Here is a 16,195-nt window from a genome sequence, read left to right as displayed (position 1 = left end):
CTCTGCGCTCGAAAATGTCGATATATTATTTTTGCTATACTGCTTATACATAAATAACAGGAGGGACAGAAATGAGGAAAGAAATAACAGATATTATTGCTGCCTACAAACTTATCACCTTAGGCAATAAAAAAGCATTTGAAATAGCAGAAAAAGAAATTCCGCCCGATGAAAAGATTATTTATATTGGCCCTTCTAATATGACTGTAACGCTTAGGAACACAGATAAGCCTAAAATGCGTAGCGGAGTAATTGCAATTACAAATCGGAACATATATATTATACATAAAACTTTACTTGAATCAAGTGTGGATATTTTCTCTGTTGCCGAATTGGAACTGGTAAGCTATAAGCACAACGGTTTAACAGGTGCAACCTTTTGTTTAACTCTTTCAAGTGTATTTATATCCTTTCTTGCAAGTTACAAAAAAGAATACATAGAGCGTTTAAACAAAATATTATGTACTCTTATTCCACCGAAAACTGTTACTGATTAGTCAAAAGCCTAATAAAAAACAGCTTTTATCCCACCCATGTTTTCCCTATCTATGTGTTTTGATTCATTTAGGGCACTGATTAATATATAACTGAAAATTGATATCCTCAGATTATTCAGCTAATTTGTTTAAAGTCTAAATGTAAAAGAGCCGCTTAGAAAGCAGCTCTTAAGAAAAATCTAATCTCAGTAAAATTAAGTAGAGTAAATCTATACTCATAGTATATACAAAAAAACAAAAAAGTCAATGAGGAAATTTTATATGAAAAAAATTATTAAAGATGATCTATAAAAACATAATAAATACGCTTATCTCACAATTGACAACTCGGAACACAAGTTATATAATTATCTTGCGTTCCGAGTTATGGGGGTGGTTATTTGGTGGAACGAAAGAAACCGGGTCCTCATCCAGAGAAGCCTTTAGAGCATGACCTCAAGGTCAGAGTAAATAATGAATCTTTTTCAAAAATAGAATATTGCATGAAAAAGCTCAATATCACTCGGTCTGAAGTCTTGCGAAGAGGTGTTGATTCTTTGTATGATGAACTCCAGAAAAAATAAAGGAAGTAGCGCCCATCTCAGCAAAAGACCACGCCACTTCCAAACACGGCAAATGCTCTAAGGCATATGCGGCGTAAATATTATACCATGCGCCGCAGACCCTTTCAAGCAATGCCGTACAACATATTATGAAAGGATGCGCGTTATGATTGTACGCAAGTTAAAGCAACATCAATATGAAAGGCTTAATACATTTTTAGTGAAAAAGGCCAGTACAACTCCTGTGGATGCAAGCTACACCGTCGGTATGACATTAAACGGAGTGGAATATTCCGTTAAGGTACAGCCTGAAAGACATAATAAAATGGCTGTCTTGCAGGCTCTGCAAATTGACCGTAATGATGAAGCCCCGGGCTTTGAGCTTATAACAGGAGGCAATTTGTTGTCCTCGCTTCTTGAAATACTGCTCTATCAGGAGGCAGGCCGGTAAGCCCTGCGGCTTCCCTGGCTGAATTAAATTGGGCCAGGGAAGGGAATTATCCCTTCCGGCCCTCATAATTAAAAAAAGTGGGGTTATAAAAATCCCACTTAATCGCCTTCCTTTTCCTGTTCACAGTCCTCTGCCTTATCGCCCTGCTTCCGTTCCTTCCTCACAGTGACCTTCTTCTTTATGCCGTCGCTTGCCTTACGCATTAATTCCGGCATTACATCAAGAATTCTGTCCAGCGACGAGTTTATATTGACAGGCAGCAGCTTTATCTGATCCTGTCCCACTACCATAAAAGCAACAGGGTTTATGCTCACTCCCCCTCCGCTTCCTCCCGCAAACGGAAACTTTCCTTTGCTTTCGTCATCCTCTTCCCTTCTATCTCCCGAAGCACAGCATGAGTTGAACTCTCCTCCGCCTGCCGCAAACCCGAAGGCCACCTTTGAAATGGGGATTATAACTGTACCGTCGGGTGCCTGTACCGCATCCCCCACTATAGTGTTAACATCCACCATATCCCTGATGCTCTCCATAGCAGTTGCCATAAGCCCTTCAATAGGGTGCTGATCAGCCATCTGTATCACCGTCCGTCCTTTATTTTCTTTTTCGCTTACGCTTGTCAATTAAGATTATAAGTCTCACTACTATAATATGTACTATTCTGCCTGTTAATATGCAGCGCGAGTCAACATCAAATCCACTCCTGTCAAAATAGCTCATTATATTGAAACGCTTTTTTAAAACAATAAAGCTGTTTGAAATATATGCAGTCAAAACGCCTCCCAAGCCCCACAGCAGCCCGCTTAATATCCCTGTATAAAATGCGTCTCCCGTCCCGAAGCCCGCCTCCACTGAAAGCTCCTCTATTCGAACCCTTTTACTCAAATACTTCTTTAAGCGGTATATTATGAACTTATTTCGCCCGTACCATTGCCTGTACTCACCTGCTCTGGTCTCCGCCTCTTTAATATCGAATTTGCCGTCAGTATCCCTGTCACTGCCAAGGGGCACGCTACGCCTGTACTTCAAGATCCCTCCAAGCACAAAAAAATAAAACTCAAGCTTGCTTTCGTTCTTATCTATTACAAGCTCAATAACGGCGCGTACTTTTATTGAAAGCAAAAATGCGGGCACTGCGGCCAGTAATAAAAAAAACATGGCTAAATAAAGCATTATTACACCTCATTTAACCATTTTGTCCTTATAGCTTCAAACTTAGTCATATTTTATACATAATTTAGTTATTCAAACTCCCCGTTTTCCTGCTGAACACGCAGCTCGTTCATTTCAAGTCTGGGGAGATCGGCGGCCGAGCTGAAGCCAAAGCTTCTGTAAAACTCATCGGTTATTTCATATAAAAGAGGCTTGCCGGGAGAATCAAGCTTCCCCGCCTCTCTTATAAGGTTTCTGTCTATAAGCCTGCCGATGGCGCTGTCGGAGTTAACACCTCTTATTTGCTCTATGGCAGCCTTTGTTATGGGGCTGTTGTATGCAATTATAGCCAGTGTTTCAAACGCTGCCTGAGACAAACCCTGCTTCTGCCTGGGCTGAAAAAGCTTTTTAACATATTCGCCGTACTCGGGCCTTGTGCAAAGCTGATAACCCCCGTTAATCTCCCGTACCATTATACCGCGCATAGAGCTCTGGCAGCTTATCATATTGCTTATAATAAGCTTTGTGGTTTTTTTGTCAAGCTCTATAATCTCTGACAGCTTTTCTAATGGAACGGAATCTCCCGCCGCAAACAACAGGCTTTCAATAACAGCTTCAATTTCTTTAATCTCCAAGCCATCTCACCTCTAACTGCTTCATAGAATTACTATATAGGACGCGATAAAGCTTTAAAAGCTTTCCGGGCTTCGCCGGATTATAATATCTGAAAATTGCTTTTTCTGCTCCAAATGAACCTTCTTGAGCTTGCTCAATTCAAGTATGGCCAGAAATCCCGTGACTACCTCTGTTCTGGATTTAACCCTGACGCAAAAAAGCTCCGAAAAGGAAAAGAAGGCCCTGTCTATAAGGGTTCTCATTACCTCCCTTATTTTGCTCCTGATTGAAACCTTCTCATGCTGCATTATTTGTGTCATTTTGCCTGAGGTATCGTTTATTTTTTTCCTGTTTTTCTCCAGCATATCCTTATAAACCTTCACAAGCTCAAATGGTGACAAAGAAAGGAGCTCCCTTTCAGGCTCAAACTCCATTGCCTCGGGAAGCTTATAAAACACCTTTGCGTAAGTCTCCTCTCTTTGCTTTAAAGTCTTGGAAAATTCCTTGTACTTTTTATACTGCACAAGCTTTAAAACAAGCTCCTCCCTCGGATCGGTCTCTTCCTCGTCCTTTACCTTTTTGTCCGGCAAAAGCATTTTTGACTTTATGTGAAGAAGGGACGCCGCCATGACAAGGAACTCGCTGGCGATCTCCAAATCCAGCTCCTGCATGGCAAACATGTACTCCATGTATTGATCCGTTATATCATTTATAGGGATATCATATATATTCACCTTATTCTTTTCAATAAGATGAAACAGCAAGTCCAGTGGACCTTCAAAGTTTTGTATTTTTATTTGACAGGCCTTAGTAAGAGAACTTTCCATTTGTTCCTACCCTTCAAAAGCTACCAGAGCTACCAGTCTATTTTCATGGCTCTGCGTACATCCCCTATGGTTTTTTTGGCTATTTTGGAGGCATTTTCATTTCCATTTTGTATAATCTCCCTTATCATTTGGGGCTTCTGCAAAATGCTCTGCCGCCTTTCATATATAGGGGTCATATACTCCACCATTTTGTCCGCCAAATTGCGCTTGCACTGCACACAGCCTATTTTGCCGCCCCTGCACTGCTCCTCAACCTCAGCCACCTGACTGTCATTAAACACCTTATGAAATGCATAAACCGAACAGACCTCGGGGTGTCCCGGGTCGTCCTTTCTTATTCTGGCGGGATCAGTTATCATGGTACCGGCCTTTTTCCGTATTTCCTCCGGGCTGTCGGACAGCGCTATGGTATTCCCATAGCTCTTGCTCATTTTTCTGCCATCCAGTCCGGGCAAAACCTTTGCCTTGGTGAGCTTTGGCTGAGGCTCGGGAAATACCTCTCCAAAAAGGAAGTTAAACCTTCTTGCTATTTCCCTTGTAAGCTCCAAATGCGGAATTTGATCCTCGCCAACCGGCACAAAGTCGGCTTTATATATTAAAATATCCGCAGCCTGAAGGCACGGATACCCTAAAAATCCGTAAGTGGTAATGTCCCTGTCCTTTATCTGCGCAATCTGATCCTTGTATGTCGGACACCTTAAAAGCCATGACAGCGGGGTAACCATGGAGAAAAGAAGGTGCAGCTCGGCATGTTCCTTTACATTGGATTGCAGAAACATGACGCATTTTTCAGGGTCTAACCCGGCGCTGAGCCAATCAATTATAACTTCATTTATATTATTTTTAATTTCAGAGGTATCCTCATAGCCTGTAGTAAGGGCATGCCAATCAGCCACAAAAAAATAGCAGTCATATTCGTCCTGCAGCTTAACCCAGTTCTCAAGCGCACCGAAATAATTTCCAAGGTGCAGCGCCCCGGTTGGCCTCATGCCACTTAAAATAGTTCCCTTTTTCACTAATCTTCACTCTCCCGGTTAAATTTTACTTTATACGTAATGATAGGTTTAAAATTTGCTCTTTAATTATATTAGCACATAAGTCGGAAGTTTTACAAGAAATAATGTGTTTGAGACGGTAATAAAGCTGGACAATAAGACGGTCATCTGGTAAACTTTTGTTAAATAATTTTCATACTATATACGTAGCGATAAAGATTTTACATGGAGGATATAATTTGATGGAAGAAATTTTTTGACCCGTAAGGAATACATCTAAGAAAAGCGCCTGGTGACAGACCCGTGAGACATTTCCCCGCAAGGCGTCTTTTCGTTGTAGTTAAAAATTTCTGTAAGCAATTATATCCTCTATGTTTGTAAAATCTTTATCGCATCCTATATAATTTATAAATATAATATTAGGAGTGACTTATGTTTAATCTCGATCCTGTGAGAATTTTGATGGCGCTTCCCGCAGTGCTTATAGGACTTTCGTTCCATGAGTTTGCCCATGCATTTGCATCGGACCGCCTAGGAGACCCTACCCCCAGAAATCAGGGAAGGCTTACTCTGTCCCCGCTGCCCCATATAGATATAATAGGGCTTATTTTAATAGCTCTTGCAGGCTTTGGATGGGCAAAGCCGGTGCAGGTAAATACCAGCTACTATAAGAATCCTAAAAGAGATGATATAATTGTGTCACTGGCAGGCCCCTTTATGAACCTTGTCCTTGCATTTGTTTTTACAGTGCTTTTTAAGGTCGCTATAGATTTTAATGCCTCTTCATATACCGGCGGCGGCCTGTATGACATAATACTCAACATGCTGTATTACGCCATACAGATTAACATTATGCTTTTTGTTTTTAACCTGATACCCATTCCGCCTCTTGACGGGTTTCATGTGCTTTCCAATGTTATTTCCGCGAGAGGATACAGATTAATATATACCCTCCAGCAATACGGTTCTATTATACTCATACTGATAGTGGTAACACCTGTATCCCGGTATATAATTTCCCCGCCCATAAAATTCCTGTTAAACGGTATGCTCTCACTTATGGGCATAGTTTAAACCTTGAATCTCTTAAGGCTTGTCTGCAGTTCATCTGCCATTCCCGCCATTGCCTCGGCGGAATGTGCAATCTGCTGTATAACAGAGGATTGCTCCTCTGTAGAGGCAGACACCTCCTCGGTCCCTGCGGCTGTTTGCTCGGCAATGCTTGCCACCTCAACCATAAGCTGGCCTGTCTGCCCCGCCTTTTCACTTAAGTTTCTGGACTCCTCCGATACCTTTTTAACCTTTTCCGCAATAACATTTACTGAATCAGAAATTTCGCTGAATGCTTTTACCGTTTCTAAAAGGGCCTTTTCCTGTTCATCAGAGGTTTCCCGTGCCCTTTCCATTTCATTCACCGTCTCCTGTATCCCCGCCTGTACCTGCTTAATAATTGAGGCAATTTCATTTACCGAGTGTCCTGACTGCTCCGCAAGCTTTCTAATCTCCTCAGCCACTACAGCAAAGCCCTTTCCCTGCTCTCCTGCACGTGCCGCCTCTATTGCAGCATTTAAAGACAACAGGTTTGTCTGGTTTGCAATCCCTTTAATTACCTCTAATATTTTGCCTATCTCAGTGGATTTTACCGAAAGAGAATTCACCGATTCCGTCACATTTAACGACACCTGCTTTGTCTTATCCATTTTTGTCCTCTGGTCTTCAACGGATCTTCCTCCCGCCTCCACCTTAAGCCTTGCATTTTCAGACATCTCATCTGAAATATTCATCTCTTTGCTTATGTCCTTAAGCCCTTCAATAATTTCCGCTATTTTCATATTTGCGTTTTCAGTAGACAAGGCCTGCTCAGTGGCCCCCTTGGCAAGCTCTGAAACCGCATCCGCCACCTGCTCCGAAGCATTGCTGACCTCCTGTGTGGATACCATCATCTGCCCTGTTGAGGCGGCTACCTCTCTGCTCATGTGTCCCACCTCTCCAATCAGGTGCTTTATCTGCGCAAGCATCTCCTTAAAGCTTTTTGCCACATTTCCTACCTCATCCCTTCCCATGTCCCGGATCTCTACCGTAAAGTCCCCCGAAGCAACCTGCTTTGTGCTTTCCGCAAGCTGCGTCAATGGCTTTACCGCTCTTCCAACAATAATACAGACAACCACCAGCATTATTACCATAATTATGACACTCATCAAAATGACGAGGTTCCTTAAATGCTCTATACCGCTGCTGGCCTCCTTATATGAAACAACTGCCGCTACAGGCCATCCCGATACTCCCGCCGGAGAGTATGCTATTATCTTTCTTTCTCCTTCATAGTCGCCGTAGCCCACGCCCGTTTCACCGCCAACCATTTTTTTAGTTATATCTATAAACGATTTGCTGCTGTTTTCAAGCATATTTTCTTTAAGTATTTTTTCCTTCTTTCCATGCGCTATGACTATTCCCTGCTTGCTTATCATATATGCGTGGCCTGATTCTCCAAAGCTCTCATTATTCACAACATCGGATAAATAATGAAGTTCCACCGTTCCTGCCACCACACCCTGAATAATTCCGTCAGAGCCCTTTACAGGAGCAGCAATTGCTATAACAGGCTTCCCTGTGGCCTTGGATGTTACAGGATCCGATATGGCTATTTCTCCCTTCATAGCTCTGGGGAAATATTCTCTTTCCGCTATACTTCCGTCAAGTCCTGTTGTAGCCTTGAAATTACCCTCCTTGTCCGAAAGGACAAACATTTCATATTCGCCAAAAATCTCTTCTCTTTGCTCAACATACCTCTTGAATCCTTCAAAATCCATTTTCTCAACAGCTTCAGTCGTAGACAGCACTTCAATTTCTGACTTCCATCCCTCAAGCAGTCCATTAATTTTGGCAGTAATTTTTTCAACCCTGTTCTGCGATACATCTTCTATATCGCTCATAATAATTTGCTTTGCGTTTACATATTGGGCTGCAATTACTCCAACAAACCCTGCCAGCGTAAGAATCATAACAGGCAGCAAAATTTTTAATGTCATGCCCTTTAATTTTATTCCCTTCACCCTTTGGCCCCCTTTTGGCATAAAACAGATATAAGCCTTTTTTGTCAAAGAAGAAAGACCCTCGCCCTAGTAAAACAACTATGTGTGCTGCATAAGATTTTTTATATCAATTTATATCCATCTTATTAAAATTTAAGAAACTCATTGTTAATATATTACACTTTTTTGTCATATCCCGTCAATAAAAATAAACATATTTAGTTAAATATGTTTATTTGAAATAGAATTGTAAAAGCCCGCTATTGTCACAAAGCAGTGGCAATAGCGGGCTTTTAATTATTTAATGCCCATACCGATTTTGATAAGCAAAAACATCCTGTCCGCTCCGCTTCTCAACAATTCCTTTGAGTTGGCAATTGCGGTGTCCAGTGTCATAATTCCATTTACCGTTGTCATAATGCTCCCCAGATTGTCCCGCCAGAACAGCTCCGCTCCCTTTCCCATTCCGCCTGAAATTACCGCTACAGGCACTTTTTTAGGAGTACAACGCTTCATAATTCCTGTGGGCACCTTACCGAACCTGACGGACTGCTCATCAATATTGCCCTCTCCCGTTACAACAAAGGACGCGTCATCAATCAGGCCGTCAAAGCCCACCGCATCCAAAACAACATCTATTCCGGGCTTAAGCTCGGCGCCGAGGAATGCCATAAGAGCCGCTCCCATTCCCCCTGCTGCTCCCGCTCCCGGAGCATTGGCAATCTCCTTGTTAAGATTGCCTTCCACAACCTTGATATAGCCCGCCATTCCCCTATCCAGCCTGTCCAGAAGATCAGGCGTAACTCCCTTTTGAGGGCCGTATATATATGTCGCTCCATCCTTTCCAAGCAAAGGGTTTGAAACGTCGCATATTACCGTTATACTGCATTCGGAAGCCGCCGGGTTTAAGCCCGAAGCATCAATGCTTCTAACCAGCTCCAAATCTGAGCCTCTTCCTTCCAGCTCTTTTCCTTCGGCATCTAAAAACCTCACACCCAGAGCCCTCATGGCTCCCATTCCGCCATCGTTTGTGGCACTGCCCCCAATTCCTATTATAATGCTGCGGATTCCCTTGTCTAGCACCCTCCGTATCAGCTCCCCCGTCCCATAGGAGGTGGCGGCGAGGGGATTCTTTTTTCCTCCGGGAACGAGGAACAATCCCGATGCCTGCGCCATTTCCAGTACGGCAGTCTTCCCTTCATGAATGTATCCTATGACCGCCTCTACAGGGTTTCCCATAGGTCCGGTGACGGTAACCGTTTCTTTAGTGCCGCCTGCCGGAACTATCAGCGCGTCTATAGTTCCCTCTCCCCCGTCAGCCATGGGAACTGGCACTGTCGCCACATCCTCAAATATGCGCCTTGCGGATTCATTCAGCACATCAATAATCTCAAGCGAGCTTAAACTCCCTTTAAAGGAGTCCGGTGCAAATACTATTTTCATAATATTCCCCTTTTCAACTAAATAATCTGTATAAAGCTACTCACGACTATATTTTAACTTGTTGTGCCAATATCATAACCCTTCCCTGCTCATTTTGCAAGAGGTCAACATAATTATTGAATTCTGAGCCCTGCTGTACAAGGAATTGTACCGATATGTTAATTAATTATGTATACCTTGTCTATTTATCTTATACCATATAGGTCTTTTATCACAGTGTTTATAAAGAAATGTCCATGTAAAGTCGCTATCCACAATATATATATCCCTGCCCATTTCCAACCGTAGATGCTTTGAACTTAATTTATTATTTGTAGCCAAATAATATACTTGTTCTTCTAATTGCCAAAAAATATATACTTTATCTTTTTCCTCATCATCAAACGCTTTTTTAGCGTCATCTCCTTCTAAATAATCCTTCATACTTCCACGAGTAAAAGCATTCCACAAATACTCATCAAGATAACATTCTTCTTTTTGCTTTTCAGTCATATGTGATAGAAATTTCTGCTCCCACTTCTTTTTAAGTTCGCCTGAAGTATATTGGCATTCTTTACATACAACACCTTCACTTTTCAATTGTTTTTTTATCTCATTTTTATTTCGCTGCTTCTCCATTTCTTCAAGAATATTCATCTCTTTCATTACTCTGACTAACTGCCGCAATTGAACCTCTTTATCAGCCTCATCCAAAAGAGATATTCTTTGATACTCTTCATTATAATAACTTTTGTAATTAATAGAATGGTTTTCAATAATATCCTCCCATTCCTCTTCACTGGTCATATCGTCACACCATCTGCAATATTCCATGATCTACCTCCACAATAATCTCTTTAGTAATTATGTAATTATTCTTTTCTATCACCAGAATGTTCCTTCAACGTTTGCCGCCTTAAAATAAATAACGACCATGCCAATATAAGTTGTTTATAATTGACATGGCCTGTTTTTATTATAATAATATCATTTCCTTAAAAAAGCAATACTCCCCGCTTACCTTTGCTGCTGCAACGTATAATGAACGTCAAAGGCCTTTTCTTCGTCTGTGTATTTACGCAAGGTATTAATTACCTCACCATTGTTCCATTTGCGGTTCTCCACATTATCCGATGTTCCCATAACCGTAACGTTCAACTGCCTGCGGCGCGCGCGTACGTGATCCCAGTCCACAAAATAGACATGTGCAAATTCTCCGCCGTCCAATACCCCGTCCTTAATAGCCATAGTTTCACTGCGTCCAAAAAACACAGAGCGCAAATGCCCATCGGTATTCATGCTCGTAAAATCCCCCGGCTCATTGACATAACGCCCGAACTGGGTATGTACCGGCCCAGGATGGCGGTACTGGTGCTCTTTTTCAAAATCCGGAATCATTTTGCGCATTATATCCAGAAGGTCATGCTGCAAATATTCAATATCAAAGCTGTCAACGTCATGCGAGCATTCCTGAATCATAACCGAGCAGGTTGTGTGGTGCGACGATATACAAACAGTACCGTTCTTTACCCCCGATGCCTCGACAATTTCTATTATTTCCTTTGAAACATCATGAAAAGTGGGAATCCATCCCCTTGACTGCAATTCCAGCTCCTTTTGATATACTTTAAATTCCATATTTCAATCCCCCTTGTTTATTTTGTTCCACGCTTTTCTTAGCGAATAAATCATTTCCTCAACCATGGCTTCAGGATTCCCGGACTTGATTATTCCGCTGGTGGAGCCTGTGGCAACAGCCCCTGCCATAATAACGCTATATACATCCTCTCCCGAGCTGATTCCCGCTCCCTGAAGCACATGTATATCCGGATTAATTGATTTGACAGCATTTATAGATTCCCTTACATAGTTCATATCACTTGTATTTCCTGTCCCGATAAGCTCGGGCGGCTCAGCTACAATAATATTAGGTGCAAGATGCGCCACGGCGGCCGCTTCCTCCACTGTATCGGTGCAAACCATGGATAAAAGTCCCACCTCGTCAGCTCTTTTAATTGTCTTATTTATCTCAGAGAGGCTTATCCTCTTCTCAGCGTGGTTCAGCATTACGCCCGCCGCACCCGCCGCTTTCACAGCCTCCGGAAGTACAGACCCCTGACCCTTTCCTACAGGCAGAGAATCCATATGCTGGGCAAACACCAGAAGGTTTTCAGTCTGACTTGCAATTGTCGGGATATCTGTATACTGCGGTGTAAAAATAATGTGCACGTCATACTTTGCAGCAACACTGTCCGCAACCTTGGCAAGTTTTAGAGCGGTATCTCCATAAATCAAAGCTTTAGGCCCTATTTCAAAAAAAGGCAGTTTAATATTTATGCCTTTATACATATAACTCAACACCCCCTTTAATCCTTATTTTCTTTTATATCATTATATTATTATATTGGCTTTGTTTTGTCAATCTTTTGTTTTTGATATTGTTTCGTTTCTATTTCATTTATATTTTATTTTAACCAATATATTCTATATATTTAGCAATAAAGATTTTACATGGGGGATATAGTTTGATGGAAGAAATTTTTTTCACCCGTAAGGAATACATCTAAGAAAAGCGTCTGATGACAGACTCGTGAGACATTCCCCCGCAAGGCGTCTTTTCGTTGCTATTAAAAATTTCTGTAAGCAATTATATCCTCCATGTTTGTAAAATCTTTATTGCATCCTATATATATTCTTTTAAAATCAATTTATAATTCATTTTTCTTATTATATTTAATCTTACGATAAATTTATTATTGACTTTCGTTTTTTTAAGATTTATTATTATATTATAGCGCATACACAAATAAAACCCAAGTACAATATTATGTATTTGAACGCAATAACCAAGAGGAGGATATGCTATGAAGAATGAGGCTTTAAAAATGGCAATGGAGTCCCTTTCTATCGAGAGCAACGCCATTTCGGAGATAAGAAGCTATCTCGATATAGACGCTTTTAAAAAGGCAGTGGACGCTCTAAGCGTTTGCGAAAAGGTTATAACCTGTGCAAGCGGCTCATCAGGAATAGCAGCAAAAAAATTTCAGCATTCCCTCTGCTGCATAGAACGCCCTGCCTGCTTTCTTTCTCCTGCCGAAGCAGTGCATGGCGGACTGGGTGTTCTGGGGGAAAAGGATGTGATGGTTATGGTATCAAGAGGCGGCAAAACAGCAGAGCTGCTGCCTATAATCAGTGTATGTAAAAAAAAGAAGGCTACATTAATTGCCGTCACTGAAAATCTTGATTCACCCTTGGCTAACAATGCAGATATAGTACTGCCTCTGAAAATTGAGAAGGAAAGCGATAAATACAATGTAATGGCTACCGCAAGCTTTGTCGCAACAATCGCCCTTTTTGACGCCATGCTGGTATCAATAATGGAGGAAACCAATTACCGCAGCGAGCAGTTTGCCCTTATTCATCCCGGAGGAGCTGTAGGAGAATTATTAAATAAATAAAAATAAATTTCACTCCCGTCAAGACTTAAAGCTATTTGAATGGGATATTGGCAGGTACGCAATGAATTGTCTACTTGTCATTTTCTTTTTCAGTCATTTTTTCCATATGCCGCTTTGCTTCGGGGGACAGTGCATCCTCTAAATAACTTCGGTCAATTCCCCTGCTTTCCTCATACTCCCTCTTTATTCTTTCTCTGGCTCTCTCTACCTCGGCCTTCAAATCTCTGGCGGACAGAAGAGCCGAGCCTGCCCCGCGGATGATAATCTGCTGCACGCCGTCCGAGGTTGCGACAGCTATATTATATTTTTTTTGGTTGTCATAGGCAAACTTTTCAATATACTGATCCGCCGTCTGTGCCTCTTTAGTATATACCACATGAATGTTGTGGTAGTCTGACACTTCCTCCAGATGGCCCTCAACACGGTAGGCATCAAACACAACTATAATACGGCATTTCCGAATTCCCTGATAATTGCAAAGAGAATCAAGCAGCTTAATCCTCGCACCATCCATATTATCATCTGTAAGAGCATTAAGTTCAGGCCATGCATAGATAATATTGTAGCCGTCAACCAGAAGGTATTCCTCCTTACGGATGTATTCCTCCTTGCGGATGTTTTCCTCCTTTATTCCCTTCCGATCGTCAATATAATCAGAGCGTTGGTAATAGCTGTCTAATGCTGTTTTGCGCTTTTTCCAGGCAGACTTCCTGCCCTGGTTGGAATAGGAGGTATTATTAATAATTTTGTCTATCTCATCTAAGCTGATCCACCTCTCCCCTGCATGTGAGGCGCATTTTTCGGCTTCTTCTCCCTCTATGCCGTTTTTTTGCACAAGATAGCTCTCAACATGCATATGGCTCTTTACCTCATCCCATGCCACCAAAAAGCCAGCACCATGCGTACAGAATACAGAGCCTGTCGGATTTTCGGGATCTCTTTCGGAGTCATACCCTATGCTTTCTATAACCTCTGCGGCATTATGGCATGGCTCATATCCTTTAAAGCTGCTGAACAGCTTGCCAAAGCCTTTTGTGTACGCAGCTACGTCCTTTTGATAATTCTTCATGGTAACAACGGGAGCACTGCCGGTAAGAACAGCCGTCTCTCCGTCTGTCTGTGATATTTGGCATGTGCCATGCATTTTATCAATGTCGGACATCGCCCTTCCCACCATTTTTTCAGGCAGCTCAAGCTGAAAATCATAATACGGCTCCAGCAATACAGAGCTTGCTTCCTTTAAGCCCTGACGCACCGCACGGTAGGTAGCCTCCCTGAAATCTCCGCCTTCGGTATGCTTATTATGCGCTCTGCCTGAAACCAAAGTAATTTTCATATCGGTAATGGCTGAGCCTGTCAGCACCCCTTTGTGGGCTTTTTCCTCCAAATGGGTTAAAACAAGCCTTTGCCAGCTTTTACCCAGAATATCCTCACTGCATTGCACACCAAACTGCAAGCCACTTCCCCGTCGACCCGGCTCAAGCAGCAGGTGAACCTCGGCATAGTGCCGCAACGGCTCAAAATGGCCCACCCCCTCGACCGTTTCGGCAATTGTTTCTTTATACATAATCCTTCCCTCGTCAAAGCCCACCCCGACACCAAAACGGCTTTTTATAATGCTCCCCAGAATTTCAACCTGCACCTCTCCCATGATTTGCACCTGAATTTCCTGCATCTGTTCATCCCAAACAACATGAAGCTCAGGCTCCTCCTCTTCAATCTGACGCAGCTTAGGAAGCATTACCCTTGGGTCACAGCCCTCCGGAAGAACAAGCTTATACGACAGCACCGGCTCCAAGAGAGGTGCTTCCGAAGCCTTTTCCGCCCCTAAGCCCTCTCCCGGCCTGGTGTGGCTAAGACCCGTTACGGCACATACAGAGCCTGCTTCTATCTCGTTTACAGCCTCAAATTTCTGTCCTGAATATATACGGATTTGATTAACCTTTTCCTCCCACGCTTCATTTTTAAATACACCTGTCAAGACATCCCTCACCTTAAGCCTTGCGCCGGTGATCTTCATATAGGTAAGCCGACTGCCCTGCTCGTCCCTTGCTATTTTAAATATTTTAGCTCCGAATTGATCACGGTATGAGGGCATTTCAGAATAGTTTACAATACCCTGCATAAATTGCTCAACACCGTCCAGCTTTAACGCAGAGCCAAAAAAGCACGGAAAGACTCTCCGCTCCGTCACCGCCTTTTTAACATGCGGCTCTTCAACACATCCCGTTTTCAGAAAGTCCTCCAGCATTGCTTCCTCACACATTGCAAGCTGCTCGTAAAAGTCATCCGGCCTAAACCCTCCAAACTCGATGCATCCGTCATCCAGTTGCTTTTTCAGCTCCTTCATAAGCCTGTGCTTATCCGTTCCATGCTGATCCATTTTATTTATAAATAAAAAAACCGGTATGCGGTACGTTTTAAGGAGCCTCCACAATGTCTTGGTATGCCCCTGCACCCCGTCCGCACCGCTTATTACCAAAATGGCATAATCCAGAACCTGAAGCGTCCTCTCCATTTCAGCCGAAAAGTCCACATGCCCCGGAGTGTCCATTAAAATAATACTCGTATCTTCTATCTCAAGCATGGCCTGCTTGGAAAAAATGGTGATTCCTCTTGCCCGCTCAAGCTCATAGGTATCCAGATAAGCATCCTTGTTATCCACTCTTCCCAGCCTTCCGGTTTTGCCGCTCACATAAAGCATACCCTCCGCCAGTGTAGTCTTACCCGCATCCACATGTGCCAATATTCCGATGACCAATTTTTTCATAATCCGTTTCAAATCCCTCTTATTTGTATGCTGTTTATTTTATCGCTATATATTTAGGAATAAAGATTTTACATGGAGGATATAGTTTGATGGAAGAAATTTTTTTCACCCGTAAGGAATACATCTAAGAAAAACGCCTGATGACATACCCGTGAGACATTTCCCCGCAAGGCGTCTTTTCGTTGTAGTTAAAAATTTCTGTAAGCAATTATATCCTCCATGTTTGTAAAATCTTTATTGCATCCTATATATAATAACATATCTTGCGGCCCAACGCCTCCATGCCCGCTTTAAAAAGCCTTAGAACCATTCATTCCATACCGTCTGGCCATATTTTATCAATATTATTATTCTACATTTTTATCCGTACCTTTACAACATTTAACCAATCTTAATATAGCGTTAATTATATAATGGCAGGTGTATTTTAATATTTA

The 16,195-nt window shown here is 42.3% G+C and carries 16 protein-coding genes; 5 read left to right on the top strand and 11 right to left on the bottom strand.

Annotation, left to right across the window (positions count from 1 at the left end; translation table 11 throughout):
* Window positions 1-71: 71 nt before the first annotated feature.
* The 3 genes from DFR58_RS11080 (at window position 72) to DFR58_RS11070 (ending at window position 1,490) form a co-directional block, all read left to right on the top strand.
* Window positions 72-497, top strand: a complete 426-nt coding sequence (locus tag DFR58_RS11080; RefSeq protein WP_114297917.1) for a hypothetical protein — start codon at window positions 72-74, stop codon at window positions 495-497.
* 383 nt (window positions 498-880) lie between these two features.
* Window positions 881-1,060, top strand: coding sequence for a hypothetical protein (locus DFR58_RS11075; RefSeq protein ID WP_242987557.1), 180 nt, complete (start codon window positions 881-883; stop codon window positions 1,058-1,060).
* 145 nt (window positions 1,061-1,205) lie between these two features.
* Window positions 1,206-1,490 (top strand): hypothetical protein, encoded by a 285-nt coding sequence (locus tag DFR58_RS11070; protein WP_114297915.1) that lies wholly within the window; start codon window positions 1,206-1,208, stop codon window positions 1,488-1,490.
* Between the two features lie 98 nt (window positions 1,491-1,588).
* Here DFR58_RS11070 and ytfJ read toward each other — a convergent pair whose 3' ends face one another.
* The 5 genes from ytfJ to trpS all read right to left on the bottom strand — a co-directional run bounded on the left by ytfJ (window position 1,589) and on the right by trpS (window position 5,097).
* Window positions 1,589-2,062: a GerW family sporulation protein gene (gene ytfJ / locus DFR58_RS11065; protein ID WP_114297949.1), complete on the bottom strand. Its 474-nt coding sequence runs from the start codon at window positions 2,060-2,062 to the stop codon at window positions 1,589-1,591.
* Window positions 2,063-2,081: 19 nt separating this feature from the next.
* Window positions 2,082-2,660: a DUF2953 domain-containing protein gene (locus DFR58_RS11060; protein ID WP_114297914.1), complete on the bottom strand. Its 579-nt coding sequence runs from the start codon at window positions 2,658-2,660 to the stop codon at window positions 2,082-2,084.
* Between the two features lie 68 nt (window positions 2,661-2,728).
* Window positions 2,729-3,274: an SMC-Scp complex subunit ScpB gene (gene scpB, locus DFR58_RS11055; protein ID WP_114297913.1), complete on the bottom strand. Its 546-nt coding sequence runs from the start codon at window positions 3,272-3,274 to the stop codon at window positions 2,729-2,731.
* Between the two features lie 54 nt (window positions 3,275-3,328).
* Window positions 3,329-4,081 (bottom strand): segregation and condensation protein A, encoded by a 753-nt coding sequence (locus DFR58_RS11050; protein ID WP_114297912.1) that lies wholly within the window; start codon window positions 4,079-4,081, stop codon window positions 3,329-3,331.
* Window positions 4,082-4,110: 29 nt separating this feature from the next.
* Window positions 4,111-5,097 carry a tryptophan--tRNA ligase gene (trpS, locus tag DFR58_RS11045; protein WP_114297911.1) on the bottom strand — a complete coding sequence of 329 codons (987 nt, stop codon included), beginning with the start codon at window positions 5,095-5,097 and terminating at the stop codon, window positions 4,111-4,113.
* A 411-nt stretch (window positions 5,098-5,508) separates the two neighbouring features.
* On the opposite strand from trpS, the gene DFR58_RS11040 reads away from it, so the two are divergent.
* Window positions 5,509-6,150, top strand: a complete 642-nt coding sequence (locus DFR58_RS11040) for a site-2 protease family protein (protein ID WP_114297910.1) — start codon at window positions 5,509-5,511, stop codon at window positions 6,148-6,150.
* On the opposite strand, the gene DFR58_RS11035 is transcribed toward DFR58_RS11040, so the two are convergent.
* From DFR58_RS11035 to DFR58_RS11015, 5 genes are all read right to left on the bottom strand, one after another.
* The gene (locus DFR58_RS11035) at window positions 6,147-8,129 is read right to left on the bottom strand and encodes a methyl-accepting chemotaxis protein (protein ID WP_170138127.1); all 1,983 of its coding nucleotides are present in this window, start codon (window positions 8,127-8,129) and stop codon (window positions 6,147-6,149) included. The two genes, DFR58_RS11040 and DFR58_RS11035, sit on opposite strands and share 4 nt — an antisense overlap.
* Before the next feature lie 276 nt (window positions 8,130-8,405).
* Window positions 8,406-9,551, bottom strand: a complete 1,146-nt coding sequence (locus DFR58_RS11030; RefSeq protein WP_114297908.1) for a glycerate kinase family protein — start codon at window positions 9,549-9,551, stop codon at window positions 8,406-8,408.
* A 162-nt stretch (window positions 9,552-9,713) separates the two neighbouring features.
* Window positions 9,714-10,364 carry a DUF4275 family protein gene (locus DFR58_RS11025; RefSeq protein WP_114297907.1) on the bottom strand — a complete coding sequence of 217 codons (651 nt, stop codon included), beginning with the start codon at window positions 10,362-10,364 and terminating at the stop codon, window positions 9,714-9,716.
* 183 nt (window positions 10,365-10,547) lie between these two features.
* Window positions 10,548-11,168 carry a YjbQ family protein gene (locus tag DFR58_RS11020; RefSeq protein WP_114297906.1) on the bottom strand — a complete coding sequence of 207 codons (621 nt, stop codon included), beginning with the start codon at window positions 11,166-11,168 and terminating at the stop codon, window positions 10,548-10,550.
* Window positions 11,169-11,171: 3 nt separating this feature from the next.
* Window positions 11,172-11,879 (bottom strand): triose-phosphate isomerase, encoded by a 708-nt coding sequence (locus DFR58_RS11015; protein ID WP_114297905.1) that lies wholly within the window; start codon window positions 11,877-11,879, stop codon window positions 11,172-11,174.
* Between the two features lie 515 nt (window positions 11,880-12,394).
* Here DFR58_RS11015 and DFR58_RS11010 point away from each other — a divergent pair.
* Entirely contained in the window at window positions 12,395-12,988 is a 594-nt protein-coding gene (locus DFR58_RS11010; protein ID WP_114297904.1) for a KpsF/GutQ family sugar-phosphate isomerase, read from the top strand.
* A gap of 70 nt (window positions 12,989-13,058) precedes the next feature.
* Here DFR58_RS11010 and DFR58_RS11005 read toward each other — a convergent pair whose 3' ends face one another.
* Window positions 13,059-15,758, bottom strand: coding sequence for a translation factor GTPase family protein (locus tag DFR58_RS11005; RefSeq protein WP_114297903.1), 2,700 nt, complete (start codon window positions 15,756-15,758; stop codon window positions 13,059-13,061).
* Window positions 15,759-16,195: the final 437 nt, after the last annotated feature.

Source organism: Anaerobacterium chartisolvens (assembly GCF_003337415.1).
Lineage (GTDB): Bacteria > Bacillota > Clostridia > Acetivibrionales > DSM-27016 > Anaerobacterium > Anaerobacterium chartisolvens.
Note: the sequence above shows the minus strand (reverse complement) of the source record. Positions and strands in the feature narration are given on the sequence as shown.